The sequence below is a fragment of the Halomonas sp. QHL1 genome (assembly GCF_001882345.1).
Taxonomy (GTDB): domain Bacteria; phylum Pseudomonadota; class Gammaproteobacteria; order Pseudomonadales; family Halomonadaceae; genus Vreelandella.
The window spans coordinates 1225697-1251016 of record NZ_MINL01000001.1 but is presented as its reverse complement, the minus strand read 5'-3'; the positions used below and the strand labels follow the sequence as shown (position 1 = coordinate 1251016).

The window sequence follows — 25320 nt, the reverse complement described above, 5'->3', positions numbered from 1 at the left end:
GCATAGGAGATATAAGATGAGTTTGAATCCGAGAGATATTGTGGTGGTTGACGGTGTCCGTACCGCCATGGCGAAAGCCAAAAATGGTGCTTTTCGCAACGTACGCGCTGAAAATCTTTCTGCGGCGGCAATGCAGGCGCTATTTACCCGTAATCCTAATCTAGATCCTTCTGAAGTGGATGACGTGATCTGGGGCTGTGTGAACCAGACCCTTGAGCAGTCGATGAACATTGCTCGCAATGCGGCGATTATGACCGGCATTCCACGTTCGGTGCCTGCGCAAACCGTTAACCGTTTGTGTGGTTCTTCGATGACGGCGCTGCATATCGCCGCTGCCAATATTAAAGCGGGTATGGGTGACTTCTTTATCATCGGCGGCGTTGAGCACATGGAGCATGTACCCATGGCCCACGGCGTTGACGTAAACCCGGCGGCCAGCAAATACGCAGCGAAAGCGGCGATGATGATGGGCCTGACCGCTGAGCTGCTGGGTAAAATGCACGGCGTTTCTCGTGAAGAGCAGGATAAGTTCGGCGTGCGCTCCCACCAGCGCGCCCAGGCGGCGATGGAGAAAGGCTACTTCGATAACGAAATCATCGGCGTCGAAGGCCACGATCAACGCGGCTTTAGAGTAATGGTTCAGCGTGATGAAGTGATTCGCGGAGACTCCACGCTGGAGTCTATGGCGAATTTGAAGCCAGTGTTTGATCCGCGTAACGGTACCGTAACTGCCGGTACTTCTTCGGCGCTTTCCGTAGGTGCCTCGGCCATGGCAGTCATGAGCTACGAGCGCGCTCAAGCGCTGGGCTTAGAGCCCATCGCACGAGTACTTTCGACCGGTGTAGCAGGCTGTGATGCGTCGATCATGGGCTATGGCCCGGTGCCCGCGTCTAAGAAAGCGCTGAAAATCGCCGGCCTTTCCGCGGCGGATATTCAAACCGTTGAGCTCAATGAAGCCTTCGCCGCTCAGGGTATCCCGGTGCTGAAAGATCTCGGCTTCCTGGATGCGATGGACGAGAAGGTTAACCTCAACGGTGGTGCCATTGCTCTGGGCCACCCGCTGGGCTGCTCGGGCTCGCGTATCTGCACCACGCTGTTGAACGTTATGCAGCAGCGCGATACCACGCTGGGCTTGGCGACCATGTGTATTGGCATGGGGCAGGGTGTTGCGACGGTGTTTGAGCGTCTGAAATAACCCCACGCGATCCATCGCTTTAAATCGGCATTAGAAAACGGCACCTTGCGAGGTGCCGTTTTTATTTGTAAAGCCCCTATTCAGTAAAATGCTATTTGGCTCTGAAAAACGCTATTCGGATTGAAAAGCCGTGCGGTGGAAATCCGCTGCGGCTTGGACTTCCGCAAGGCCGCAGGTATCGGGTTCAGGTACGGCATTGCCAGCCAGTACCGCTAGCACTGCTCGGGTGCCGTTGGCCAGTGACTCCAGGTTGTAGCCGCCCTCTAATACGAACACCAGACGGCCATCGCAGTGCTGTTCGGCGAGCTGTTGCATGAAGCCGGTCAGCGCACCAAATCCCTCATAGGAAACGTTTAGGGCTAAATCGTGCCAGTGGGGGTCAAATCCCGCGGAGACTAAAATGATGTCGGGCTTAAACCACGCTGCTGCCGGGGCGAGAATTTCGCGAAACGCCTTGAGGTACGCCTCATCGCCAGCGCCAGCCGGTAACGGAACATTAATGGTGGTGCCTTCAGCTAAACCAGCGCCCACCTCTTCCAGATGGCCAGAACCGGGATAGAAGGGCGCGGCGCGGTGAATATCGAAAAACATCACGTCCGGTTCTGCCCAGAAAATATCCTGGGTGCCGTTGCCGTGATGGGCGTCCCAATCAACAATAAGTACTCTTTCACAGCCCAACGCGCTGCGCGCATGGGCCGCGGCGACCGCCACATTGTTGAATAAACAAAAGCCGCGAGCGCGGACGGGCTCCGCGTGGTGCCCAGGAGGGCGTACAAGTGCAAAGGCGCTTTTAGCGCGCTTATCAACCACCGCTTCTACTGCGGCAATAGCCGTTCCAGCGGCAACTTCGGCGGCATCTATGCTACCCGGTGAGACTGCCGTGGTATCCACATCCAGCCAGGCATTTTTCCCGCGTAGGCTAAAAATATCGCTTAGATAGGACGTGGTATGCACTCTGGCGAGTTGTTCATGGGTGGCTGCTTTGCCACCTTCAATGTGCAAGCCCGCAATGGGCGCTTTCTCAAGCAGATGCTGAATGGCTTTCAAGCGGCCTGGGTGTTCAGGGTATTTCCATGGCACTGGGAGCCCTGCAAGGAGGTGTCGAATGCGCTTATCGATCCGTTGAGGCAGAAAGTCGGCATCAATATTGGGCTCATGAGCGAGCACTCGATCATCATAGAAAGCAATGACTTTATGCATAATGGCTACCTAATGTACGTGCGCTAAGTCACTACAGTAAATACTAACAAGTTACTGCATTCCTTCAGTCGCACAATTGGCACGAAATGCTTATCTACAGTAAGGCAGGCTAGCCGAGGTTATACAATATCACTCTCAAACAATGCCACTCTCAACACTAAACGCTAGCGTCATGCTGAGTTCTTCTACCTGATCTGCAAATAAAGGCTGCCATTCGCCGCGCAAAATGAGCGGTGGCTGTACCCAGCGCCAGCGTAATCCAGTGACAATACTTTCCACTGCGCGCTGGGTGCCCGTGCCATCGTGCCCCGCGCGAATATAGAGCGCGCAGGGCAATCCCTGTTTCTTTTCAATGACAGGATAGTAGCTGCGATCAAAAAAAATCCTTGAGCGCGCCGCTCATATAACCCAAGTTTTCCGTGGTGCCGAGCAGAATCGCATCGCAGGCAAGTACATCTTCGGGGCCAGCTTCCAAAGGCGCTTTTACCACGCAGTGCACCTGCTCAAGATCAGGATGACTAGCACCTTGAAATGCCGCATCACGCAGTAAGCGGGTATTCGCCGAGGGAGCATGGGCAACAATCAATAGCTGTTTTTTGAACTCAGATGTCATAGCCGTAGCCTAAGTAAGCAGTGAATATCTAAAAGTTTGCGACCAGTGCTGGAAATGCCACACTGCTGCAGTGACTTTAAGTAGAGAGCCTATATGCCCAATAAGACCCCTATCAATGTCTTTTACGATGCGCAGTGCCCGCTGTGTCGTAAAGAACGCCGTCGCTATGAGCGATGGTCGGGGCGGCATGCTGCTGATATTGGCTGGCTTGATGTAAGCGAACATGAGCAGACCCTGCGGCAAAAGGGCGTTGACCCGGCTATGGCGCTGCGCTCTTTGCATATCGAAACAGCACCAGGGCAATTGGTAGAGGGTATCGATGCTTATCGTTTACTAATGAAGCGTATTCCCTTATTGGTGCCGGTCGCCTGGGTAATTGGTCTACCGGGAATTAAACCAGGGTTGCGGGCGCTTTATGATGCCTGGGTTAAGCGCCGCCTGAAGAAGCAAGGCCGGTGGAGTTGTTAGGGTTTGTACGAATGACGCATCAGATAAACCAAGGAGATAAAGCATGGCATTTGCACTTTCATCAATGAAGGTTACCAGCTCGGCGTTTGCTGACCATCAAGCGATTCCTTCAAAACATACCGGGGAAGATGAAGATGTTTCGCCGCCACTTGCTTGGCAAGATGCTCCCGAGGGAACCCAGGGGTTTGCGGTAATCTGTCACGATCCCGATGCGCCCTTGGTTAAAGACGGCAGCTATGGCTTTGTCCACTGGGTGCTCTATAACTTACCTGGCGATATCCAGGAATTAGCTGAAAATACTCCCGTGGGTACGGCAGGGATGAATGATGCTGGCAATAGTGGCTACGGCGGTCCGATGCCGCCAGAAGGGCACGGCAAGCATCTTTACTACTTCTGGGTGCTGGCGCTGGAACATCAAACCTCGCTGCCAGAAGGTCTTACGCTAGCTGAACTGCTCAAAGAAGTAGAGCCGCACTTGCTGGGCATGAACCGCTTGGTTGGCACTTACCAGCGCGGCTGATCCATCCTCTGGCTGGACATTTTGCTTAACCCGTGTAGGCTCCATCGCTTTCTTAGCCCGTGTATTACCTCTTTGTATTAGCCAAGTGATGGAGCCGTTTGATGAGTGATCTGCCTAACTGTCCTGCCTGTGCCTCTGAGTTTAGCTACGACGATGGGCTTCAATATGTCTGCCCAGAGTGCGGCCATGAGTGGTCAAAGGTAGCAGAAGAAGAGGGCGCTGATGACGCTTCAGGCGTGCGCGATGCTAACGGCAATATGCTAGCCGACGGCGATAGTGTCACGGTGATCAAGGATTTAAAGGTTAAAGGCAGTTCACTGGTGGTTAAAGTGGGCACCAAAGTGAAAAGCATCCGCTTGGTAGAGGGCGATCACGATATCGACTGCAAAATTGACGGCATCGGGCCGATGAAGCTTAAATCCGAATTTGTTAAGAAGGCATAGCGTTAAAACAGAAAGCCAAAAAAATAGCCCCTTGACGATAGTCCGGGGGCTATTTGCTTAACTAGTAACTCGTTTATTACGCAGTGGTATTGATCTGCGTACCAACACTGCCGCTGGTTGCCAGCTGTGGATCTAGTGCAACGCTATCCATCAATGAAGTGATTTGCGCTGCCTGCCCATCTAACGCCTCTTTAAAAACGCTGAACTGAGCCTCTTGGACAACCTGCGCCTGCTGCATCGCCATTGATGCACTGACCATGTTATTTACCGCTGAATCCATATTTTCACCTCAAATAGCTGAATAGCTTTAGCCACGCAGTGATGGCATCAAACTTCCCTGAAGCTACCAGAACCCGCTTACAGGTGCAAAGCCAGCGGCAAAAGCACCGTATAGCATTAATGACAATAGCTTTTTTAAATGATAATGATTTTCGTTTTTTATGCTATCAGCGGCGAACGTGCGGTTATTTTGCGTAAATTGCTATCCATTTTGCTCAAGGGCTTCACATCAAATTTATACAGGACTAAAATGGTACTCAATTGACGTGGCGACCATTTGATTCGCTGCGTACTGATGACATAAAGGGAGTCGACATGCTTAAGCTTTCTCGGCTGACAGACTATGCCGCGGTGGTCATGGCGCAAATTGCTCGTCATCCCCAGGCGTCGCATGCAGCGACAGAGTTAGCAGAAGCCGTGCAGTTGCCCCACCCGACGGTGAGTAAAACGCTCAAGATGCTGGTGCGGGCAGGGCTGCTGGTTTCCCAGCGTGGCGCTCAAGGCGGTTACCGCCTGGCCCGGCCCGCATCGCAGATTACTGCCGCCGATATTATTGCGGCGATTGAAGGCCCCGTCGCCATGACCGAGTGCAGCCAAGCAGAAGGCGATTGTGAGCTAGTGGCTACCTGCGGCGTGGCAGACAACTGGCAGCGGGTCTCATTAGCCATGCGTACGCTGCTTGAAAGCGTGACGCTGGCGCATTTAGCCGATACAGCGCCGATTAAGTTGCCGGTGCAACTACCAATTCAAACGATCAGCCTGTCGGCAGCGTCGGCCTAACGTCGCCGCGAGTACAGCAGGCCTTACTTATTATTAAAGGCGATGACCTCGCCACCCAACTGCCCGGAGGGTATCACCATGGCAAGCGAAGAAATGGAACAGTTGGTTCGTCGCGAATACAAAGATGGCTTTGTAACCGATATTGAGAGCGACACCCTGCCACCTGGCCTGGATGAAAACACCATCGCCTTTATCTCCAACAAGAAAGGTGAACCGGAGTGGATGCTGGAGTGGCGTTTGGATGCCTACCGCCAGTGGTTGAAGATGGAAGCCCCTTCCTGGGCGCATCTTGACTATCCGCCGATTGATTACCAATCGATCTCCTACTTCAGTGCGCCGAAACGCCCGGAAGACCGCCCGCAGAGCTTGGATGAAGTTGACCCCAAACTGCTGGAAACCTATGAGAAGCTGGGTATTCCGTTGCACGAGCGCGCCGCGCTAGCAGGCGTTGCGGTAGATGCGGTGTTTGACTCCGTTTCTGTCGCCACCACGTTTAAGAAGCAGTTGGGCGAAGCGGGCGTTATCTTCTGCTCTATCTCTGAAGCTATCCGCGACTACCCAGAGCTGATCAAACAGTATTTAGGCACTGTGGTTCCCGTGGCAGATAACTACTTTGCCGCGCTGAATTCAGCGGTGTTTACCGATGGCTCCTTTGTGTTTGTGCCGGAAGGCGTGACTTGCCCGATGGAGCTGTCTACGTACTTCCGCATTAACGCGGCTAACACCGGTCAGTTTGAGCGCACGCTGATCATTTGCGAAAGCCGTGCCCAGGTCTCTTACCTGGAAGGCTGTACCGCACCGATGCGGGACGAGAACCAGCTTCACGCCGCAGTGGTCGAGCTTGTCGCCCTGGATGATGCCTATATCAAATACTCCACCGTTCAGAACTGGTACCCCGGTGATGAAAATGGCGTAGGCGGCATCTATAACTTCGTCACCAAGCGCGGCGACTGTCGTGGCGACCGTTCACGGATTAGCTGGACGCAGGTGGAAACCGGCTCCGCGATTACCTGGAAGTACCCTTCCTGCGTACTGCGTGGCAAAGACAGTATTGGCGAGTTCTACTCTGTCGCCGTTACGAACGGTCGCCAACAGGCCGATACCGGCACCAAGATGATTCACATCGGTGAAGGCACGCGTTCGTATATCGTCGCCAAGGGCATCTCGGCGGGCAGGAGTGATCAGTCCTATCGCGGCCTGGTGAAAATCGGCCCGCGGGCCAAAGGGGCGCGTAACTTTACCCAGTGCGACTCCCTGCTGATTGGCGATAAGTGCGGTGCCCACACCTTCCCTTATCAGGAAATTGGCAACAGCACGGCGACCATTGAGCACGAAGCGACCACCTCTAAAATCGGTGAAGACCAGCTGTTCTACTGTCAGAGCCGCGGTATCTCGGAAGAGGACGCCGTCAGCATGATTGTGAATGGTTTCTGTAAGGACGTCTTCCAAGAGCTGCCCATGGAGTTCGCCGTTGAAGCCGAAGCGTTGCTCAATGTGACCCTGGAAGGCGCGGTAGGTTAATCGTTAGCCGTTTAGACTACTTAATTATATCAGTGTCGCCGTAGCGACTCGTCAGAATTAGAAGGTAATCAATATGTTGCAAGTGAATGATTTACACGTCTCCGTCGAAGGTAATGAAATCCTCAAAGGCCTGACCCTGACTATCAAGGCGGGTGAAGTGCACGCCATTATGGGGCCAAACGGCGCGGGTAAATCGACTCTATCCGCGGTCATCGCCGGTAAAGATGGCTACGAAGTCACACAAGGCACGATTACCTTTGAAGGCAAAGACGTGCTCGAGATGGAAATTGAAGAGCGCGCTCAAGCCGGTTTGCTGCTGGGTTTCCAGTACCCGGTCGAGATTCCAGGGGTTAAGAATATCTACCTGCTGAAGTCAGCGCTCAACGCCCAGCGCGTAGCCCGCGGCGAAGGCGAAATGCCAGCGCCGGAGTTTATGAAGCTGGTGAAAGAGAAGCTTGGTTACATGAAAATGGACGCCAGCTTCCTCCAGCGTGCGGTTAACGAAGGTTTCTCTGGCGGCGAGAAAAAGCGCAACGAGATCCTGCAAATGCTGGTGCTTCAGCCGAAGCTCGCCATGCTGGACGAGATCGATTCCGGTCTTGATATCGACGCCATGAAAGTGGTCGCCGATGGTGTCAACAGCCTGCGCGCTGAAGACCGCGCCATTCTGTTGGTCACCCACTACCAGCGTCTGCTGGATTACATCATTCCTGACAAGGTTCACGTCTTGGTCGATGGCCGTATCGTCAAAACCGGAGACGCTGAGCTTGCTAAGCAGCTGGAAGCCAATGGGTACGAAGGTATCGAGGAGTCTGTGGCATGAGCGATACGCAAACCTTTTTAGACACACTGAAGGCGCGTAGCCCGCACTATAAGGCGGAGCCAACGTGGATTGCCGCCCGTCGTCAGGCAGGTGCTGCGCGTTTTGAAGCGATGGGTTTTCCTACTCGTCGTGATGAAGAGTGGAAATACACCGACGTGCGCTCGATTGCCCAAAGCAATTTTGCGCTAGCCGATAACGCCGAGTTCTCCCAGGCCAGTGCCGCGGCGCTAACGCTGCCCATTGATGCTTACCGCTTAACCTTTGTGGATGGCGTTTTCTCATCGGCGCTTTCGGATCTGGACTCACTGCCGTCAAGCGTTCAGGTGTTACCGCTTTCCAAGGCGCTAGCAGAGAACCACGAAGCCGTAGGTGGCCCGCTTGGGCGCTTAACCGGGGTGGATTTTTCGCCCTTCGCCGCGCTAAACACGGCGTTTATGGAAGAAGGTGCCGTGGTTCGCATTGCACCGGGAACAGTGGTTGAAAAGCCCATTCTGCTGCAGTTTTTGTCCCGTGCTGGTCAGCCGGTAATGTGTCACCCGAGGGTGCTAGTGGAAGCGGGAGGCCGCAGTGAGGCCACACTGATCGAGCACTACACCGGAGAAAGCGAAGCAGCTAACTTCACCAACGTGGTTGGCGAGCTGATGCTTGACCGTGGCGCGATCCTGGCCCACTACAAGTTGCAAGAAGCGCCGCTGGGTGATATGCACGTGGCGAGCATTCACGTTGAGCAGGGCCGCGACACGCGCTATACCTCCTACAACCTGAGCCTGGGCGGTGCGCTGGTGCGTAACGACTTGATCAGCGATTTGAACGGCCAGGGCGCTGAAACCAACTTCCTGGGCCTGTTCTTTGGTCAGGGTCGCCAGCATGTCGATAACCACACCAAGGTCAACCACAATGCGCCGCTGACGTTCTCCAATGAGAACTATAAGGGCATTCTGGATGACCGCGCCCACGGGGTGTTTAACGGCAAAGTCTACGTCAAGCGCGATAGCCAGAAGATTGAAGGTTTTCAGAGTAACCAAAACCTACTGCTATCGGATCGCGCTCACATTGATGCCAAGCCCGAACTTGAGATCTACGCCGATGACGTTAAGTGCTCACACGGCACCACCACGGGTCAGTTAGACGAAGAGGCGATCTATGCGCTGCGTACGCGCGGTATAGATGAAGCCACTGCTCGCGGTCTGCTAACGCTCGCTTTCGCTGGCGAGGTGTTGGACAAAGTCACCCTGGATGCGATTGCCGAGCGCGTTGAGTTAGCGGTCGCCGGCAAGCTGCCTGAGCGCTTCAATCTTGCCGGGCTTGTCGAAGCGGCGGTTTCACTTAACGACTAGCGCAACTACTTAATCAGGAGCGTCTGATGTCACATTCCGTTATTGAGCCAACGCCTAGCCCTCTTCAAACAGGCACTGTGCAAACTAGCCCTGCGCAAGCGACCTTTGATGTTATGCGCCTGCGCCAGGACTTCCCGGTGCTGGCCCGTGAGGTGCATGGCAAACCGCTGATCTATTTAGATAATGCGGCCACTAGCCAGACGCCTCAGCAGGTGATTGACGTGTTTAGCGATTACTACTCGCGCTATAACGCCAATATTCACCGCGGGCTGCATACCCTCGCCGATGAGGCAACTGCGGCGTTTGAAGGCACGCGCCACAAGGTTAAGGCGTTCCTTAATGCGGAAGATGCGCGTCAGATCATCTTTACCCGCGGCACAACAGAAGCGATTAACTTGGTCGTTCATAGCTGGGGGCGCGCAAATCTTGCTCCCGGCGATGAAGTGCTGATTTCGATGCTGGAGCACCACTCCAATATTGTGCCCTGGCAGCTGTTGGCCGCCGAGATTGGCGTTACCATCAAGGTAATTCCCGTTGAGGCCAACGGCGCGCTGGATATGGCCGCTTACCGGGGGCTGCTGAGTGAGCGCACTAAGCTGGTAGCGGTCAATCACGTCTCCAATGCGCTGGGTACCATTAACCCGGTGCAAGAGATGGCAACGCTTGCCCATCAGCATGGCGCCCTGATCTTAGTTGATGGTGCCCAGGCCGCGCCTCACCAAGTGGTCGATGTGCAGGCAATCGATGCCGACTTCTATGCCTTCTCGGGCCATAAAGTGTATGGGCCGACAGGCGTTGGCGTACTCTACGGCAAGCAGGCGCTGCTGGAAGCAATGCCGCCCTGGCAGGGCGGCGGGGAGATGATCAGCACGGTCTCCTTTGATGCGGGTACCACCTTTGCCGCTATTCCGCATAAGTTTGAAGCGGGTACGCCCGCTATTGCGGAGGTGATCGCCCTGGGCCGAGCACTTGAGTGGATGGAGAGCATCGGTATAGACGCCATCGGTGCTTGGGAAGGCCAACTGCTTGACCATGCGACACAGGCGGTTGGTCAAATTGATGGGCTGCGTATTTTAGGTACGGCGCCTAACAAAGCGGCGGTGCTCTCGTTTATCGTTGAAGGCGCGCACTCCCAGGATATCGGCCTGCTGATTGATCAGCTCGGCGTTGCTATTCGTACCGGCCACCACTGCGCGCAGCCCTTGTTGCACCATTTCGGGGTCGATGCGACGTGCCGTGCTTCCTTTGCGGCGTATAATACCCTCGAAGAAGTGGATCGCTTTATTGAAGCACTTAATCGCGTGATTGGAATGGTGCGTTAAGGTCGGTTCTTTAAGAATCGTCATATAAGGACAGTTATGGATCTTGAGCAAGTTGCCAGTCTCGAACGAGGTCAACAGTTGCCGCTCCAGCGCGATGTGGAAGCCATTGCCATTCCGTTTGGTAGCACGGAAACACTGGCCGAAGATAGCGTTGTTAGCGTCATGCAAGCGAAAGGCAGTACGGTAAGTGTCGGGTTTGAGGGGCGGCTCTACCTGGTTGAGGGGAGCAACCTGGATGCGCTGGGGCTTGAGCCGCTACCACGTCCTACGCTGCCCGAAACGGCTACCGAGGAGGAGATAGAGCAGTTCGTGTGGGACCAGCTACGTACCTGCTTTGATCCGGAGATTCCGGTCAATATCGTTGACCTGGGTTTGGTTTACGGTTGCCGAATTGAGCGTCTTATCAGTGGTGAGCGCATCGCTACTATTCGTATGACGTTGACCGCTCCCGGCTGTGGGATGGGTGATGTGATCGCGGCCGATGCACGCAATAAGATTCTCGGCGCGCCACAGATCAGCAAAGTGCACACCGAAATAGTCTTCAGTCCGCCCTGGAGCCGTGACATGATGAGTGACGAGGCAAAGCTTGAACTCGGCATGTTCTAATCCCGGCTGGGGAGCTGGATGCATAACGTGTTACTGACGTGGTCGAAGCGTTTTTTAATGTCGCTAGGAGCATTGTTGCTGCTGGCGACATTGCTGTTTATGGGTGGCAATTTTTGGGTGCTCGCGACGACCGCCGCTTACATTGAACGTCAGCCGCAGCAGTGTCGTCCGGCAGAGGTGGGGATTGTCTTTGGCACCTCTCACTGGACGCGCAGCGGGGTGCGAAATCCACACTTCCATGCGCGTATGCGTACCGCTGCTACCTTAATTGAGCAGTCCCAGGTCGAGCATCTTTTGCTCTCCGGGGATAATCGTACCCAGGCGTATAACGAGCCACGGGCAATGTGGCGCGAGCTGTATCGCCGCGGCGTCGAATCTGATCAGTTAACCATGGATTTTGCTGGCTTTAGCACTTACGACACGCTAGCGCGTGCCCGGGACGTCTTTCAGCTTGATAAAGCCCTGCTGGTCACCCAGAGCTGGCATCTCCCCCGCGCGGTATATATTGGGCGCGCGCTAGGCATCGATGTCACTGGCTGTGTGGCAGATGATCCTAACGTAACGGTGGGATGGCGTTTAAAGCTGCGCGAGTGGGCAGCGCGGGTGGCCACCCTGGGCGATCTCTACGTGTGGGGGAGAGAGCCCTATTTTCTGGGTACGCCCGAGCCCATAGAGATACCGAGACGTGCCCCTATCGACCTTATTCTGCCGTCATTGAACGATCGTTTTACCAATCCCTAGCGGTGGGTTTTGCGCTTTTGCAGCGTATACAGTTCGCGGATTAGTTTACGGCACCCTTGCATGCACTCCTCTACCACCGGTTCGATCGGGTCGGGTAGCGGGTGAGTATACAGCGAGGAGAGCGCCTGCATTAATACACGCTCTTGCTCCAATAGCTCATTGATCAATACTTGGCTATCGTTGCCGACAAAGCTTTTTAGGCGACTCCACAGCCATAAAAAATCATCACGCTCAACGTCCGCATCCCTGGGCAGCATTTTCAAATGCGCACGGGCAAGCTCCTGCAATTGGCGCATCTGCTTGAGCCGTGAAGCGTAATGCGGCTGTAAAGCCTCACGCAGCGAGGGGCGCAGGCGTTCAATATTGTCTTGGAAATAATCAATGCTATCGGCCAGCGCTTCCAATACGCTGTCCATCGCCACTTGGCGATTATCGAGAAACATGAGCGTCTACCTCCTTCGGTGACGCAGATTGTGGGGGTGACAGCGACGATTTGCCACCCCCGAATCAGATTATTTTACGATTTTGCCTTAGCCTTTAGGCTTGGGCGGCGCTTTACGGGCTGGCGTGGCATTTCTTTCAATGTGCTCAATGATCATTCCCGCAATATCTTTGCCGGTGGCGTTCTCAATGCCCTGCAAACCAGGCGAAGAGTTAACCTCCATAATCACCGGCCCGTGATTCGAGCGTAGCAAGTCGACACCGGCAACGCGCAGGCCCATAGCCTTGGCTGCACGAATCGCCGTTGAACGCTCTTCAGGAGTGATCCGGATCACGCTGGCGGAGCCTCCGCGGTGTAGGTTCGAGCGAAACTCACCATCCGCCGCCTGACGCTTCATCGAGGCGACTACCTTATCGCCGATTACAAAGCAGCGGATATCGGCGCCACGCGCTTCTTTTATATACTCCTGCACCATGATATTGGCTTTCATACCCATGAACGCCTGAATCACAGACTCTGCCGCTTGGTTAGTTTCCGCCAAGACCACTCCAATCCCCTGGGTACCTTCCAGCAGCTTAATAACCAGCGGCGCACCTTTGACCATGGTGATCAGATCGGGTATGTCGTCCGGTGAGTGGGCAAAGCCGGTGATCGGCAGACCCAGCCCTTTGCGCGATAGTAACTGCAGCGAACGCAGTTTGTCCCTGGAGCGGGTAATGGAGACGTTATCGTTGATAACGTAGGTGCCCATCATCTCAAACTGACGTAACAGCGCGCAGCCGTAAAAAGTGACTGATGCACCAATGCGTGGGATAACCGCATCAAAGTGCTCAATCTCTTGGCCTTTATAGTGGATCGAAGGGTTGTGCGAGGTAATGCTCATATAGCAACGCAGCGTGTCCACCACGCGTGCGGTATGCCCACGCTGCTCTGCGGCTTCAACCAAGCGGCGGGTAGAGTACAAATTGCGATTGCGTGACAGCAGAGCGATATGCATGTAAGGGACTCCGAGCCTAGGTTAAGGCGACTAATAAGGGGTTAAGGCTCACCGTGCAAAAATGCAGCACCGGGTGCAATCAGCAGGCGGCGCATAGCGCGGCGCCCTAATAGCATCGGGTGACGCATATTGCTGCGGTCAGTGAGGGTCAATTCAACAGGAAAATTCAAATCGCCCATCTGCATAGGGGTGCGAATAACATAACGCCACTCGCTATGACCGTTGGAGCTGGTGATGCGGCGCCGATCATGCAAGTGCAAACTGTAGCGGTGGGCCGGCGTGGTGGGGCCACCACTGTGGGTAATAAAACTGACCCAAAGTTGACCATGTTCATCTTCATGTGTCTCTATCTCTTCTGCATGCAGAGCAGAAGTGCGCGCGCCCGTGTCTGCTTTACAGCATAGGTGAAGCCCTAGTTCAGGTAACGTCACCATCTCGCGGCGGCCAATGACCGCTTTGGCCTGATAGGGTAATTCCTTCACGGCTCACTCCTTGCAATTAAAAGTGACAACATCGGATCAAGCGTTCCTCTGTGACATCATCAGGGACAAACGGCGTTGAATAGGGGAGCCAGCAGGCGCATCCCGCAGTGCCATCATGACCGGTAAACGTAGCCTGGGTATTAACGCAATATCACGTACTACGGTAGCAAAATCGCTACGTTCATCTTCCGCTAAGCGTTGCAGAAAAAGCGGCAGGCGCTGAGCATCTTCAAGATAGCCCCAGCCGCGCCCGGCAATTGCCGCAAGAACATCTGGTCCACAGGCCGCTGTGTCATTGAGTAAGGCCGTGTACCAATTGCCTACCGCTGAAGCATCCGTATTGCCCACTGCGCGCAGACAGGCACACAGCGTTTCAATGTCGCCCGCTTGGGCGGCGGCTTCGCCGCGACGCTGTAGTGCGTCGACTAACGCTTGTGGTAATGGCTGGTGCTCTAAACAGTAGCACAAGGAGTGAATTACGGCGGTAGGCAGTTCAGGTAGCCGCTGCGCGAGCGATTCAGCGTCAAGCGTTTCCATTCTAACGACGTAATCGGCAATCCCTTGTAATCCCAACGCCTGCCAATCAATCGCTTGCTGGCCGCTCAAGTAGGCGTCAACCGGCTCAAAATGCTGGCTGGCAGGCAGCCCTCTCGCATGGGTGGCGCGGGCATTGAGCATGGCTTGGAAGGTGACGCTAGGTGTGAAGGCGAGGGGATTATCCTTCATTAAGTGATCCACGTCCGCTGTTTCTTCACGACCCACGTTAGAAACCGCGCGCCCCAGTGTTTCCAACAAACGATTTAAAAACGCATCGCGCTGGGCGGGGGCAATTATTCCTTGCTCATCCAGTGGTAAGGCTAAAAACCAAATAGCCGGTTCGGGCATATCGCCAAGCCGAAACACAATGGCCAAGCGCGCTTGGCCATGCCATGGTTCTGGCCAGGCTATTTCGCCACGTTCAAAGGCAGCAAGTGAATCCCGCGGGAAGGGGACGACATGGCGCCCCATATGGTAAAGGGAAACCTCGCCACCGCTGCGGGTAAAAAACTCATCTAGGGTTTGAATCGGTTGCATGACATCCTTCCGCGTTGCAAGCCTGCACTCTACCTTGCTGATGTGACACTGTCAGCCGCAGTGGCTGATAAAACATGGTGTTAATGACAGTGTCTTAAGGTCTTAGTATTAATGACAATGCGGTTAAAAATTAATCAACTGTGCGAAAGCCCCATGAGAGCAAGCGTTGCGACACCTTTCCATAGTTTATCCACAGGCTCGTGCAGGTTTTCTGTGGGTCTATGGATAACTTCCTGCAAGCGTTGATCATTGGCAAGGAGCCCACTGAGTGAGGATAATGGTCAGACGATACTCTTATAATCTTCCGAGGTAGTGACAAACGACTTTATGAGTACTTATCAACCGCTGCAGACAGCGCTTCTAGAGCTAGAAGCGTCGATGAAAGCCGCCGATTTATGGCGCATGCCGACACCCGATGCAGAGGCGTTCGCCAGCCAACAGCCATTTTGCATCGACACGATGTCGCTGCCTCAATGGATACGCTTTGTGTTTATTGCCCGCTTGAATGCTTTGATTGATGCCCGTGCTGCCATGCCCGCAAAGTGCGAGGTAGCTCCCGCCGTGGCGGCCTATTTGCAGCAAGAAAAAACACCTGCCCACCACCAACTGCTCATCGTGCGGGCAGTGGAGAAGGTCGACCAGATCGTCACTGAAAGCATTTAAAGCGGCATGCCCTTAAACGCACAAAGCCTGCCGTGGGGCAGGCTTTGTGGATAACATCCGCTAGCCGGTTTTGCAGGCGGCTTAGAAGCGGTAACTAAGGCCTGCCATGACTACGAGAGGATCGATCTCCACGGTACCTGCCGCCGCACCGTTAACGCTCGCATCGGTATCGATATCGATGTACCAAGCCGCGGCGTTTAGCGCCCAGTGGTCATCAATCAGTAGATCTACACCTACCTGGCCTGCGGCGCCCCAGGAGTCATCCAGCTCTAAATCGCCAATCGTCAGCTCTTCATCGGAGAAGAAGGTGTAGTTAATGCCGGCGCCGATATAAGGCTGTACGCGCGACTGAGTGCCGCCTAGCGGGTAGTACTGCAGCGTCAGGGTAGGCGGTAAGTGCTTGGTCGAAGCAATATTAGCGCCGTTCAAATGAATATCGTGCTCAAACGGTAGTGCCGCCAGCAGTTCTACGCCGACTTTATCGTGGAAGCGGTAGCCCAAGGTGAACGCGAAATTGGTTTCATCCTGTACATCCACTGATAGCGTGCCGTTGGCCAGTGAGCCGTTGTCGCTGGTGGGGGCAACTTTGGCAACGCCCACGCGGGTGAAAAAGTCCCCAGCGCCATAGGCGAATGCTTGGCTGCTGGTCATCATTGCCGCAGCGGCAACAGTGGTTACGAGTAGGGTAGGCAGGGCGGCTTTACGCATGGGTTCACTCCTGGTGTTAAAACAGATAGTTTCGAATGACTAGTTGCAAAGCTGGGCGGCCATTCCATAGCCGCTTAACGATGAAACCAGTGTAACGAGGCCCAAGGAGTGGGTTATTGATCCAGGGCAAGAGTTATTAGACAAGGGGTATTGGAGGTAGGCAGCGCGCTCAGAGCAGAGCGTTCCAGGGCTAAAGTGTACAAGTCCTAAAACGGAAAAGGCCCTCCCGTGAAAAGCTGCCTGACATGGCACCTGACACGGGAAGGCCTAATATCAACTTATTGATGAGGTCGCGACATAGAACACCTGTCTGCTGGCTAACCTATTCAGCAGTTGCCAGCAGGCTGGCGTTGCCACCCGCCGCGGTCGTGTCGATGCACAGATGGCGTTCCACCACGTAGCGATCCGGCGAGATGGTCTGGGTCTCTAGCGGTACGATGGCGCCGTCGCGCTTGGCTAGTGCAATCCGCAGTTCACGTGTCCAGTCGCTGCTGCCAGCGGCGGCGACCGCCGCAATGCTTTTGACCTCGCTCACTGTCTCGGTCGAGACGCCTCCATCAAGCCCGACCACTGGCGCACCGGCATCGACCAGCGGCTTCACGGCCTGCTCGGCGCCGGGTGCAACCACGACGGCCGCACAGCCCGCGCCAAGCGCCTGCGCTGCTTGAGCAATGGCGATATCCAGGGTTGGCCCAAGGCACAGCACCGCTCCCTTCGGATACATCGCCAAACGGTTGCTTTCTCCCGTCGGCCCCGGCAGCGTCTGCGGCGTCATGTCGAGGGCTGCCGTCTCATTGAGCGCCTTGCGGATTACGCCGCCTTTGCCTGAGAGCGCCTTGCGCAGCACTTCGACCCGATTGGTGCGTGCCGCCCAGTTACGCGCATCCAGCCCGTTGAAGGCCGATTGGAGATTGCCAATTGATACGGCTTTTCCCTCTGGCGCTTCGTGGCGCTCGGCGGCGGCGATGCGACGGAAACGCGAGACATAGAGCGGGCCGCCGGCCTTGGGTCCGGTGCCTGAGAGGCCCTCACCGCCAAACGGCTGAGAGCCAACGATGGCGCCGATCTGGTTGCGGTTGACGTAGACGTTGCCGACATGGATGCGCTCGACGATCTGCTGCACGCGGTCGTCGATGCGGGTATGCAAGCCGAAGGTCAGCCCGTAGCCCTTGCCATTAATGTCGTCGACGACCTTGTCGATATCCCGCGCCTTGAAGGTGGCCACGTGTAGAACCGGACCAAAGATTTCACGTTCGAGATCTTCAATGCCCCCAACCTCGATCACCGCCGGGGTGACAAAGGTACCGGTGTCCGGCGCGGTTAGCTTCTTCAGCACCTTGCCAGCTTTCTCATTCGACGCCACGTAGTCGCTGATTTCCTGTTGAGCATCGACGTCGATGACTGGCGAGACATCGGTGTCGGTGTTCCAGGGGTCGCCAATGGTGAGCGCGTCCATGGCGCCATAGAGCATGTTGAGCAACCGGTCGCGGGCCTCTTCCTGGACATACAGCATGCGCAGCGCCGAACAGCGCTGGCCAGCCGACTGGAAGGAAGAGATCAGGATATCGCGCACCGCCTGCTCGGTCAGCGCGGTGGAGTCCACGATCATGGAGTTCAGGCCGCCAGTCTCGGCGATCAGTACGGCGTCGGGTCCCGCGTTATCTGCCAGAGCTTTGTGGATGATCTGCGCTACTGGGGTCGAGCCAGTGAAGCAGACACCCGCGATACGTGGATCGCTGGTCAGCGGGCCACCCACCGTTGGGCCGTCGCCAGGCAGTAACTGCAGTGCCGCTTCTGGCAAGCCAGCTTCGCGCATAAGCTCGACGGCGCGGGCGGCGATCAGCGGCGTCTGCTCGGCGGGCTTGGCGATGACTGCGTTGCCAGCGACTAACGCTGCAGCGATCTGACCGGTGGTGATGGCCAGAGGGAAGTTCCACGGGCTAATGCAGACGAAAATGCCGCGGGCGTTGCCGGGCTCTTCTGCTTCCAGTCGCTCGCCTTCGTTGGCATAAAAACGTAGGAAATCCACCGCCTCACGTACTTCGGCGATGCCATCGAACATCATCTTGCCCGCTTCGCGAGTGGTGATCACGGTCAGCTCGGCGATGTGTTCTTCGTAGAGATCGGCGGTGCGACGTAGCACTGCGGCGCGTTCGGCTGCCGGGCGAGCCGACCATTCGCGGAAGCCTTCCTCGGCGGCGTCGAGAGCGGCCGTTACCTCAGTAGGTGTAGATTCGTGTACCTTTCCGATAACCCGCGAGCCGTCAGCGGGGGAGACTGCATCGCGAGCTGGCCCTTGGGGTGCGGGGTTGCCCACCAGCATCGGGCCTGCCGTCCAGGTGGCGTCGGCAAACGCTTCGCGGGCGTTGAGCAGCGGCAGGATCGAGGCGGGTTCGTTGATGCGGTAACCCTTGGAGTTCTTGCGCTCGGGCTCGAACAGCTCGCCAGGCTGGCGGATCAACGGGCTTGAGACGTCGCTGCCGAGCTGCTTGAAGCCTTCAATAGGATCTTTTGAGACCTCGCTCGCTGGAATTGAGCTATCCACCACCTGGTTGACGAAGGAGGAGTTTGCGCCGTTCTCCAGCAGACGGCGTACCAGGTAGGCCAGCAGGTCGCGGTGCGCACCGACAGGGGCGTAGATGCGACAGTGCGTACCTTCCGACTCCTTAACGATGTGGTGCAGCGATTCGCCCATGCCATGCAGACGCTGGAACTCGTAGCTGTCCTTATCGCTGCCCGCCATCTCTACGACGGCGGCGCAGGTATGAGCGTTGTGGGTCGCGAACTGCGGGTAGATGCGGTCACGCCGGTCGAGCAGCATTTGCGCACAGGCCATATAGCTGACATCGGTGTTGACCTTGCGAGTGAAGACCGGGAAGGTTTTGACCCCCATCTCCTGGGAGAGCTTGATCTCGGTATCCCAGTAGGCGCCCTTAACCAGCCGCACCATGATCTTGCGGTCAAACCGCGCGGCGAGCTCGTAGAGTGTCTCGATCATTGGCGCGGCGCGGCGCCCGTAGGCTTGCACGACAACCCCGAAGCCATCCCATCCGTCCAGGCTGGGGTCGGCCATTAGCGCTTCGATGACGTCGAGAGAGAGATCCAACCGATCCTGCTCTTCGGCATCAATGTTGAAACCGATATTGGCCTTGGCTGCCTGCTGTACCAGCTCCTTGGCGCGCGGCAATAGCTCTGCCATCACCGTGTCACGGTGAGTGTATTCATAACGTGGATGCAGCGCAGAGAGCTTCACCGAAATACCGGGGCTACCGCGCACGTCGCCCTTGGCCTGCTCGGCAATGGCAGTGATCGCCTTGGCATAAGCCTCATGGTAGCGGACGGCATCTTCGTCGGTACGTGCCGCTTCGCCCAGCATGTCGTAGGAGTAGGTGTAGCCCTGTTTCTCAAGGTCGCGGGCATTCTTCATGCCTTCTTCGATGGTCTGGCCAAGCACGAACTGGCGGCCGAGAATCTTCATCGACTGGCCAACCGCCTTGCGCACCACCGGCTCGCCCATCCGGCGTACCAGGCCGCGAAGTGCCCGCGTCGGGCCCTTGGGGTCTTCTTCCAACACCTTGCCGGTCAGCAACAGAGCCCAGGTAGAGGCATTGACCATCGATGAGGATGACTTGCCCAGGTGTGCGCCCCAGTCGGACGGCTCGATCTTGTCATGGATCAGGTCGTCGATGGTTTCCGCATCGGGTACGCGCAGTAGCGCTTCTGCCAGGCACATCAAGCCGACGCCCTCGGTAGTCGAGAGCCCGTACTCGGCCAGGAACGCCTCCATCATCGAGGGAGACCTTTCCTTACGCACTCGCTCCACGTAGTTGGCGCCGACGGCGGCGACCTTCTTGCGGTCATCTTCCGAAAGCTTGATGCGCTCGATAAGCCCGTGCAGCACATCTGCCTCGTTGGCGTCGTAGTTGGTGCGAATGCGTGAGCGTAGTTCACTTACGTCACTATGCAGATGAAGTTTGCCTTCGTTCATACTGGTCTCTCCTTGCTACACGAAAGGGCTCCCGTGGGAGCCCTTCGTTACTTTGAGTGCGTCCTGCGTGCTGTTACTAGCGAGTGATATGCTGATATTCACCCGAATCGGTAGTCGCACTGCTCACTACCATGATGGCAATGAAGGACGCGATGAAGCCAGGAATAATCTCGTACACACCGGGACCACCCATGAACTCACCGTTCCAGCCCATTGAGATCCAGATCATGACGGTGGCAGCACCGACCACCATGCCCGCGATGGCACCATTACCGTTCGTACGTGGCCACATCAGCGAGAGAATAATCAACGGGCCAAATGCCGCGCCGAAGCCTGCCCAAGCGTTACTGACCAGACCCAATACCTGAGAGTTTTCGTCAGACGCAATAAAAGCGGCCACAACGCCTACCAGCACCACACAGACACGGCCTACGGCCACACACTGTTGTTCGGTCGCGTTCTTGTGCAGGAACAGGCGATAGAAGTCTTCCGTCAGTGATGATGACGACACTAGCAGCTGACTAGAGATTGTGCTCATGATGGCCGCAAGCAGTGCCGCATAGAGGAAGCCGGTGATCAGCGGATGGAACAGCAAGTTCGCTAGGATAATAAAGATCGTTTCCGGATCCTGGACATCCAAACCATTACGGATGGCATAGGCCCGGCCAAATATACCCAGAGAAACAGCACCAATCAGGGAAATAAGCATCCAGCCCATGCCAATGTTACGGGCAACAGGAACGTCTTTCTGTGACCGGATAGCCATAAAGCGCACAATGATGTGCGGCTGTCCGAAATAACCCAGACCCCAGGTAACCGCCGACAGCCAGCCAATAAAGGTGAGACCCGACGTCCAGGATAGCAGGGTGGGATCGACTTCATTCAGGGTCTGTGACGCCTGCGAGAAACCGCCGCCACCCTCACCAAAGAGGACCACCGCTGGCATGATCACCAACGCTAGCATCATGATGCAGCCTTGGACGAAATCCGTCATGCTCACGGCCAGGAAGCCGCCGACCACGGTGTAAATCAGTACCACGCCTAGCGTGATAACCACACCCATGGCGTAGTTGCTCATATCACCAAAGTTGTAGACGCCTGTGAACGCGCTTTCAAACAGCTTGCCACCTGCCACTAGGCCGGATGCGGTATAGACCGCAAAAAAGATAACGATAACGATGGCAGACACCGTGCGCAGGGACATCGCGCGCGTTGGGAAGCGGTTCGCTAGGAAGGCCGGAATGGTAATCGCATTGCCGTAGTGAATCGTCTGTTCACGCAGACGTGGGGCGACCAAAATCCAGTTGAAGAGTGCACCCACGAGCAGGCCGATACCAATCCAGGCCGAACCCAGACCCGATACGAACATTGCCCCAGGCAGACCCAGTAGCAACCAGCCGCTCATATCCGAAGCGCCGGCCGAAAGGGCCGCTACTTGCGGACTGAGGGTCCGGCCACCCAGCATGTAATCTTCGGAAGAAGACGTAGACTTGCGCATGGCATAAACGCCGATGGCGATCATGAGCGCAAAGTAGCCAAATAAACTAATCCATACACCAGTAGCCATGAAATATCTCCAATTCGTCAGGACGGAGCTAGCTCCGACAGGTTAGTGCGCTTACCGAGAAGAATCCGGTAGTGGCACAGCCTTGTTTTTGTTAACTCATATTCACGTTACTGGCCCCAGCGAGCCCGCCAAGGAGGTAGTCAGAAAGGTTATTTGTACGTTTGTACGCATTGATCCCTATATTATTGTCGACCATGAGATGGTTTCCTGTTTATGAGTTCAGGTTATTGATGTTGATGAGCAGCTCACTCATCGCCTAGCGCCAACAGCGACGCATTCCCGCCTAAGGCGGCGGTGTTATTAGTAATCGTTTTCTCGGTGACAAAGCGCTGCAGGTAGTGAGGGCCTCCGGCTTTTGGGCCGGTACCGGAGAGCCCTTGACCGCCAAAGGGTTGCACGCCAACCACGGCACCGATGATATTACGGTTGATGTACACGTTGCCCACGCGCATTTTCTGGGCGACTTCAGCGGCAAACGATTCGTTGCGGCTATGCACGCCAAACGTCAGGCCGTAGTTGCGACCGTTGATGTCGTTGATAACCTTATCCAGCTGGTTAGATTTGTAACGCACGATATGTAGCACTGGTCCGAATTGTTCCCGGGTAAGTGCATCAATGCTATCAATCGTAAAAGCGACGGGCGACACGAAAGTGCCATCTTGAGTGTGTTCAGCGGCCATTGGCGTTTCAGCGACAAGGCGATTCTCAGCCTTAAGTTTTTCGATGTGTTCCAACAGGCCTGTGCGGGCGTCTTCGTCGATGACAGGACCAACATCGGTTCCCAGGTCGCGGGGGTCGCCAATGCTCAGCTCGTTCATGGCACCTTTGAGAATCTCGATCACCCGATCGGCAACGTCGTCTTGCAGATATAGTACGCGCAGTGCTGAACAGCGCTGCCCGGCGCTCTGGAAAGCTGACTGAATCACATCCACCACGACCTGCTCGGGCAGGGCGGTGGAGTCGACAATCATGGCATTCATGCCGCCGGTTTCGGCGATTAACGTGGGCAGTGGGGCGTTTTCCCGTGCCGCCAGGGCGCGGTTGATAATTTGCGCGGTGTCAGTGCCACCGGTAAAGACCACGCCGGTAATACGTGGGTCGGAGGTCAACACGCTGCCTACCGTCGGGCCATCGCCGGGCAGTAACTGAACCACATCTCTAGGCATACCGGCTTCGTATAGCAGCTCAATGACCCGGTGGGCGACAATGGAAGTCTGTTCCGCTGGCTTGGCCAGTACGGTGTTACCGGCGACTGCCGCCGCGACGACCTGTCCACAGAAAATTGCCACCGGGAAGTTCCAGGGGCTAATTGCCGCGAATACGCCTTTGCCACCCATCATCAGGCGGTTGGATTCGCCGGTGGGGCCGGGCAGCACAATCGCCTCGCCAAAGTCCTCTTCTGCGCGCATGGCATAGAAGCGGCAGAAGTCGACGGCTTCTCTGATTTCATCGACGCCATCGGTAAGCAGTTTGCCGCCTTCCCGCGAGCAGAGCGCCATCAGCTCCGCCATATGCTCTTCCATCAAATCGCCTAGGCGGCGCACGATAGCGGCGCGTTCGGCCACGGGCGTGGCATCCCAGCGGGGGAAGGCGGCCCATGCAGCATCCAGCGCCTTAGTTGCCTGCTCTTTGCTAGTCCACTGCACGCTGCCCACTGTATTGCGGCGGTCATAAGGGCTGGTGACGCTATGGGTATTAGCGGCGTCGTCGGCGACTTCAAAGGCCAGCAGCGGCTTGGCCGGGTACTGCTTATCCATAAACGCGGCCATCTTCTCCATCAGCGGATAGTAGTGGCTGCGAATGTTCAGGTTGACCCCGCGGGAGTTGCGACGTTTAGGGCCGTAAATATCCTTGGGCAGTGGGATGTTCGCATTGGCTAGGTTTTTCTGCTGGCGCAGGGTCTCAATAGGGTGCTGGCACAATGACTTGACCGGTACATCCGGATCTACTAACTGGTGGACAAACGATGAGTTGGCACCGTTCTCAAGCAGACGGCGAACCAGGTAGGGCAGTAGGTCTTTATGCGCACCCACTGGGGCATAAATGCGGCAGTAGGTGCCTTTCGGTGCACGCTCAAGCGCGGCGTCATAAAGGGCTTCACCCATGCCGTGCAGGCGTTGAAATTCGAACGGACGGCTGTCGCGGTTGGCGAACTCTAGGATCGTCGTCACGGTATGGGCGTTATGGGTCGCGAACTGCGGGAAGATCCGCCCACGGGTGTCGTTAGAGAGCAGGAACTGTGCGCAGGCGAGGTAGGCAACATCGGTACCCGCTTTGCGGGTAAACACCGGGTAGCCGTCGACCCCGAGCTGCTGGGACTCTTTGATTTCAGTATCCCAATAAGCGCCTTTGACCAAGCGTAGCGGAATCTCATTCCCCTGCTGGTCGGCCAACCGGTTAATATAGTGCAGCACCGGCAGGGCGCGTTTGGAGTAAGCCTGAACGACCAAGCCGAAGTGTCCCCAGCCTTTGGCGGCTGCGCTTTCGTAAACCGCGCGGAAGACTTCCAGGGAAATCTCCAGCCGATCAATCTCTTCAGCGTCAATCGTAACGGCCACATCCAGTTCGCGGGCCTTGCTCACTAGCTTGATAACAGTGTCGACCAACTCGGCTAGCACCTGCTCGCGGCGGCCAAATTCATAGCGGGGGTGAAGCGCAGAGAGCTTGATAGAGACCGACGGCGCCGGGGTCTTATCGCTTAAGGTTTTACATGTTTTGCCGACTTGTTCGATCGCGCGGGCGTAGTCGTCAAAATAGCGCTGTGCGTCGTCCCGGGTGCGTGCCGCTTCACCCAGCATATCGTAAGAGTAGGTGTAGCCTTTATTGAACAGTGGCTTGGAGCGCTTAAGGGCTTCATTGATATCGCGGCCCAGCACAAACTGTTTACCCATGATCTTCATCGCTTCGTACATGGCGCGGCGAATAACCGGCTCGCCCATGCGATTGACCATGCGATTGATAAAGTTGGCGGGTTGCCCCTCTCTGGGGTGATCCATCTTCAACACGCGGCCAGTCATCAGCAAGCCCCAGGTAGAGGCATTGACCATCCACGATTCGCTCTTGCCTATATGAGACTGCCAATCGGCGGGGCCGAGTTTGTCTTCAATCAAGGCGTCAGCGGTGGCTTTGTCGGGGATGCGCAGCATGGCTTCCGCCAGGCACATCAGCATCAGGCCTTCGTGGGTGTCCAGGCTGTACTGCTGTAACAGCTCGTCGATAGTATCGACAGCCGTGTCCATTTTACGGACGTCCTCAACCAGCGCGGCGGTATTGGCTTCAATGCGGGTAAAGTCTTCGCGGTCGGCATTCAGCACCTCGATCAGTTCACTGACGTAGCTGTTTTCTTCCACTAAGTAGTGGTCGCTAACGCGCGTCATGAGAGTGTCGAGATCAGTTTGCCAGATGGCAGGGTCGCGCATGTCGTTGGCATTGAGCATTGAAGCCCCCCGAAAGTCTGAACAGAACGAATGGGTAACAGGGCATTACGCCCAAGCAAATAAGCGAATGTAGAATGCGGCCACCTTTGGTGTTTGTTGATTTGAAGGCAAAAC

22 protein-coding genes and 1 pseudogene are annotated in these 25320 nt (G+C 55.9%); 12 read left to right on the top strand and 11 right to left on the bottom strand.

Annotated features, from left to right (window positions below; translation table 11 throughout):
* Nucleotides 1-16 precede the first annotated feature (16 nt).
* Nucleotides 17-1195 carry an acetyl-CoA C-acyltransferase FadA gene (gene fadA, locus QHL1GM_RS05715; protein WP_040480633.1) on the top strand — a complete coding sequence of 393 codons (1179 nt, stop codon included), beginning with the start codon at nt 17-19 and terminating at the stop codon, nt 1193-1195.
* Nucleotides 1196-1306: 111 nt separating this feature from the next.
* Here the strand turns inward: fadA and QHL1GM_RS05710 are convergent, their stop codons facing one another.
* Both QHL1GM_RS05710 and QHL1GM_RS05705 read right to left on the bottom strand, forming a co-directional pair.
* Nucleotides 1307-2395 (bottom strand): histone deacetylase, encoded by a 1089-nt coding sequence (locus QHL1GM_RS05710; protein WP_071693611.1) that lies wholly within the window; start codon nt 2393-2395, stop codon nt 1307-1309.
* Nucleotides 2396-2530: 135 nt separating this feature from the next.
* A pseudogene (locus tag QHL1GM_RS05705) lies at nt 2531-3008 on the bottom strand (flavodoxin family protein).
* A gap of 93 nt (nt 3009-3101) precedes the next feature.
* Here QHL1GM_RS05705 and QHL1GM_RS05700 point away from each other — a divergent pair.
* The 3 genes from QHL1GM_RS05700 to QHL1GM_RS05690 all read left to right on the top strand — a co-directional run bounded on the left by QHL1GM_RS05700 (nt 3102) and on the right by QHL1GM_RS05690 (nt 4439).
* Nucleotides 3102-3476, top strand: coding sequence for a thiol-disulfide oxidoreductase DCC family protein (locus tag QHL1GM_RS05700; RefSeq protein WP_071693610.1), 375 nt, complete (start codon nt 3102-3104; stop codon nt 3474-3476).
* Between the two features lie 43 nt (nt 3477-3519).
* Nucleotides 3520-3996 (top strand): YbhB/YbcL family Raf kinase inhibitor-like protein, encoded by a 477-nt coding sequence (locus QHL1GM_RS05695; RefSeq protein ID WP_071693609.1) that lies wholly within the window; start codon nt 3520-3522, stop codon nt 3994-3996.
* 101 nt (nt 3997-4097) lie between these two features.
* A complete protein-coding gene (locus QHL1GM_RS05690) occupies nt 4098-4439 on the top strand; it encodes a zinc ribbon domain-containing protein YjdM (protein ID WP_022522972.1) in 342 nt (113 codons plus the stop codon).
* A 76-nt stretch (nt 4440-4515) separates the two neighbouring features.
* Here QHL1GM_RS05690 and QHL1GM_RS05685 read toward each other — a convergent pair whose 3' ends face one another.
* A complete protein-coding gene (locus QHL1GM_RS05685; protein ID WP_071693608.1) occupies nt 4516-4719 on the bottom strand; it encodes a putative motility protein in 204 nt (67 codons plus the stop codon).
* Nucleotides 4720-5033: 314 nt separating this feature from the next.
* Here QHL1GM_RS05685 and QHL1GM_RS05680 point away from each other — a divergent pair, with 314 nt between their 5' ends.
* From QHL1GM_RS05680 to QHL1GM_RS05650, 7 genes are all read left to right on the top strand, one after another.
* A complete protein-coding gene (locus tag QHL1GM_RS05680) occupies nt 5034-5498 on the top strand; it encodes an SUF system Fe-S cluster assembly regulator (RefSeq protein ID WP_035580287.1) in 465 nt (154 codons plus the stop codon).
* Between the two features lie 78 nt (nt 5499-5576).
* A complete protein-coding gene (gene sufB / locus QHL1GM_RS05675; RefSeq protein WP_071695926.1) occupies nt 5577-7019 on the top strand; it encodes a Fe-S cluster assembly protein SufB in 1443 nt (480 codons plus the stop codon).
* A gap of 73 nt (nt 7020-7092) precedes the next feature.
* Entirely contained in the window at nt 7093-7842 is a 750-nt protein-coding gene (gene sufC, locus QHL1GM_RS05670) for a Fe-S cluster assembly ATPase SufC (protein ID WP_071693607.1), read from the top strand.
* Nucleotides 7839-9179, top strand: coding sequence for a Fe-S cluster assembly protein SufD (gene sufD, locus QHL1GM_RS05665; RefSeq protein WP_071693606.1), 1341 nt, complete (start codon nt 7839-7841; stop codon nt 9177-9179). Before sufC ends, sufD begins: the two co-directional genes overlap by 4 nt.
* 26 nt (nt 9180-9205) lie before the next feature.
* On the top strand, nt 9206-10501 hold the full coding sequence (locus QHL1GM_RS05660) for an aminotransferase class V-fold PLP-dependent enzyme (protein WP_071693605.1): 1296 nt from the start codon (nt 9206-9208) through the stop codon (nt 10499-10501).
* Between the two features lie 36 nt (nt 10502-10537).
* Nucleotides 10538-11107: a putative Fe-S cluster assembly protein SufT gene (gene sufT, locus QHL1GM_RS05655; RefSeq protein WP_071693604.1), complete on the top strand. Its 570-nt coding sequence runs from the start codon at nt 10538-10540 to the stop codon at nt 11105-11107.
* An 18-nt stretch (nt 11108-11125) separates the two neighbouring features.
* Nucleotides 11126-11848, top strand: coding sequence for a vancomycin high temperature exclusion protein (locus QHL1GM_RS05650; RefSeq protein ID WP_071693603.1), 723 nt, complete (start codon nt 11126-11128; stop codon nt 11846-11848).
* Here QHL1GM_RS05650 and QHL1GM_RS05645 read toward each other — a convergent pair.
* The 4 genes from QHL1GM_RS05645 to QHL1GM_RS05630 all read right to left on the bottom strand — a co-directional run bounded on the left by QHL1GM_RS05645 (nt 11845) and on the right by QHL1GM_RS05630 (nt 14843).
* Complete coding sequence (locus QHL1GM_RS05645; protein ID WP_071693602.1) at nt 11845-12291, bottom strand: hypothetical protein; 447 nt, start codon at nt 12289-12291, stop codon at nt 11845-11847. The genes QHL1GM_RS05650 and QHL1GM_RS05645 overlap by 4 nt on opposite strands.
* A gap of 87 nt (nt 12292-12378) precedes the next feature.
* The gene (gene rimK / locus QHL1GM_RS05640; RefSeq protein ID WP_071693601.1) at nt 12379-13287 is read right to left on the bottom strand and encodes a 30S ribosomal protein S6--L-glutamate ligase; all 909 of its coding nucleotides are present in this window, start codon (nt 13285-13287) and stop codon (nt 12379-12381) included.
* A 41-nt stretch (nt 13288-13328) separates the two neighbouring features.
* Nucleotides 13329-13769 (bottom strand): RimK/LysX family protein, encoded by a 441-nt coding sequence (locus tag QHL1GM_RS05635; protein ID WP_071693600.1) that lies wholly within the window; start codon nt 13767-13769, stop codon nt 13329-13331.
* A 36-nt stretch (nt 13770-13805) separates the two neighbouring features.
* Nucleotides 13806-14843 carry a DUF3549 family protein gene (locus QHL1GM_RS05630; RefSeq protein WP_071693599.1) on the bottom strand — a complete coding sequence of 346 codons (1038 nt, stop codon included), beginning with the start codon at nt 14841-14843 and terminating at the stop codon, nt 13806-13808.
* A 327-nt stretch (nt 14844-15170) separates the two neighbouring features.
* On the opposite strand from QHL1GM_RS05630, the gene QHL1GM_RS05625 reads away from it, so the two are divergent.
* A complete protein-coding gene (locus QHL1GM_RS05625) occupies nt 15171-15506 on the top strand; it encodes a YqcC family protein (protein WP_071693598.1) in 336 nt (111 codons plus the stop codon).
* Nucleotides 15507-15587: 81 nt separating this feature from the next.
* On the opposite strand, the gene QHL1GM_RS05620 is transcribed toward QHL1GM_RS05625, so the two are convergent.
* The 4 genes from QHL1GM_RS05620 to putA (QHL1GM_RS05605) form a co-directional block, all read right to left on the bottom strand.
* Entirely contained in the window at nt 15588-16214 is a 627-nt protein-coding gene (locus tag QHL1GM_RS05620) for an OmpW family protein (protein ID WP_071693597.1), read from the bottom strand.
* A 322-nt stretch (nt 16215-16536) separates the two neighbouring features.
* Nucleotides 16537-20202, bottom strand: a complete 3666-nt coding sequence (gene putA, locus QHL1GM_RS05615; RefSeq protein WP_071693596.1) for a bifunctional proline dehydrogenase/L-glutamate gamma-semialdehyde dehydrogenase PutA — start codon at nt 20200-20202, stop codon at nt 16537-16539.
* Between the two features lie 76 nt (nt 20203-20278).
* Nucleotides 20279-21769 carry a sodium/proline symporter PutP gene (gene putP, locus QHL1GM_RS05610; RefSeq protein WP_071693595.1) on the bottom strand — a complete coding sequence of 497 codons (1491 nt, stop codon included), beginning with the start codon at nt 21767-21769 and terminating at the stop codon, nt 20279-20281.
* 245 nt (nt 21770-22014) lie between these two features.
* Nucleotides 22015-25206 carry a bifunctional proline dehydrogenase/L-glutamate gamma-semialdehyde dehydrogenase PutA gene (gene putA, locus QHL1GM_RS05605; RefSeq protein WP_071693594.1) on the bottom strand — a complete coding sequence of 1064 codons (3192 nt, stop codon included), beginning with the start codon at nt 25204-25206 and terminating at the stop codon, nt 22015-22017.
* Nucleotides 25207-25320: the final 114 nt, after the last annotated feature.

What these genes read in the sequence shown, in the direction of transcription:
- rimK (WP_071693601.1), bottom strand. Translation starts at nt 13,287, where the DNA reads ATGCATATCGCTCTGCTGTCACGCAATCGCAATTTGTACTCTACCCGC.
- QHL1GM_RS05660 (WP_071693605.1), top strand. Translation starts at nt 9,206, where the DNA reads ATGTCACATTCCGTTATTGAGCCAACGCCTAGCCCTCTTCAAACAGGC.
- QHL1GM_RS05710 (WP_071693611.1), bottom strand. Translation starts at nt 2,395, where the DNA reads ATGCATAAAGTCATTGCTTTCTATGATGATCGAGTGCTCGCTCATGAG.
- QHL1GM_RS05690 (WP_022522972.1), top strand. Translation starts at nt 4,098, where the DNA reads ATGAGTGATCTGCCTAACTGTCCTGCCTGTGCCTCTGAGTTTAGCTAC.
- sufD (WP_071693606.1), top strand. Translation starts at nt 7,839, where the DNA reads ATGAGCGATACGCAAACCTTTTTAGACACACTGAAGGCGCGTAGCCCG.
- QHL1GM_RS05620 (WP_071693597.1), bottom strand. Translation starts at nt 16,214, where the DNA reads ATGCGTAAAGCCGCCCTGCCTACCCTACTCGTAACCACTGTTGCCGCT.
- QHL1GM_RS05680 (WP_035580287.1), top strand. Translation starts at nt 5,034, where the DNA reads ATGCTTAAGCTTTCTCGGCTGACAGACTATGCCGCGGTGGTCATGGCG.
- putA (WP_071693594.1), bottom strand. Translation starts at nt 25,206, where the DNA reads ATGCTCAATGCCAACGACATGCGCGACCCTGCCATCTGGCAAACTGAT.
- sufC (WP_071693607.1), top strand. Translation starts at nt 7,093, where the DNA reads ATGTTGCAAGTGAATGATTTACACGTCTCCGTCGAAGGTAATGAAATC.
- QHL1GM_RS05630 (WP_071693599.1), bottom strand. Translation starts at nt 14,843, where the DNA reads ATGCAACCGATTCAAACCCTAGATGAGTTTTTTACCCGCAGCGGTGGC.
- QHL1GM_RS05685 (WP_071693608.1), bottom strand. Translation starts at nt 4,719, where the DNA reads ATGGATTCAGCGGTAAATAACATGGTCAGTGCATCAATGGCGATGCAG.
- sufT (WP_071693604.1), top strand. Translation starts at nt 10,538, where the DNA reads ATGGATCTTGAGCAAGTTGCCAGTCTCGAACGAGGTCAACAGTTGCCG.
- QHL1GM_RS05625 (WP_071693598.1), top strand. Translation starts at nt 15,171, where the DNA reads ATGAGTACTTATCAACCGCTGCAGACAGCGCTTCTAGAGCTAGAAGCG.
- QHL1GM_RS05650 (WP_071693603.1), top strand. Translation starts at nt 11,126, where the DNA reads ATGCATAACGTGTTACTGACGTGGTCGAAGCGTTTTTTAATGTCGCTA.
- QHL1GM_RS05700 (WP_071693610.1), top strand. Translation starts at nt 3,102, where the DNA reads ATGCCCAATAAGACCCCTATCAATGTCTTTTACGATGCGCAGTGCCCG.
- QHL1GM_RS05695 (WP_071693609.1), top strand. Translation starts at nt 3,520, where the DNA reads ATGGCATTTGCACTTTCATCAATGAAGGTTACCAGCTCGGCGTTTGCT.
- QHL1GM_RS05645 (WP_071693602.1), bottom strand. Translation starts at nt 12,291, where the DNA reads ATGTTTCTCGATAATCGCCAAGTGGCGATGGACAGCGTATTGGAAGCG.
- fadA (WP_040480633.1), top strand. Translation starts at nt 17, where the DNA reads ATGAGTTTGAATCCGAGAGATATTGTGGTGGTTGACGGTGTCCGTACC.
- sufB (WP_071695926.1), top strand. Translation starts at nt 5,577, where the DNA reads ATGGCAAGCGAAGAAATGGAACAGTTGGTTCGTCGCGAATACAAAGAT.
- putA (WP_071693596.1), bottom strand. Translation starts at nt 20,202, where the DNA reads ATGAACGAAGGCAAACTTCATCTGCATAGTGACGTAAGTGAACTACGC.
- putP (WP_071693595.1), bottom strand. Translation starts at nt 21,769, where the DNA reads ATGGCTACTGGTGTATGGATTAGTTTATTTGGCTACTTTGCGCTCATG.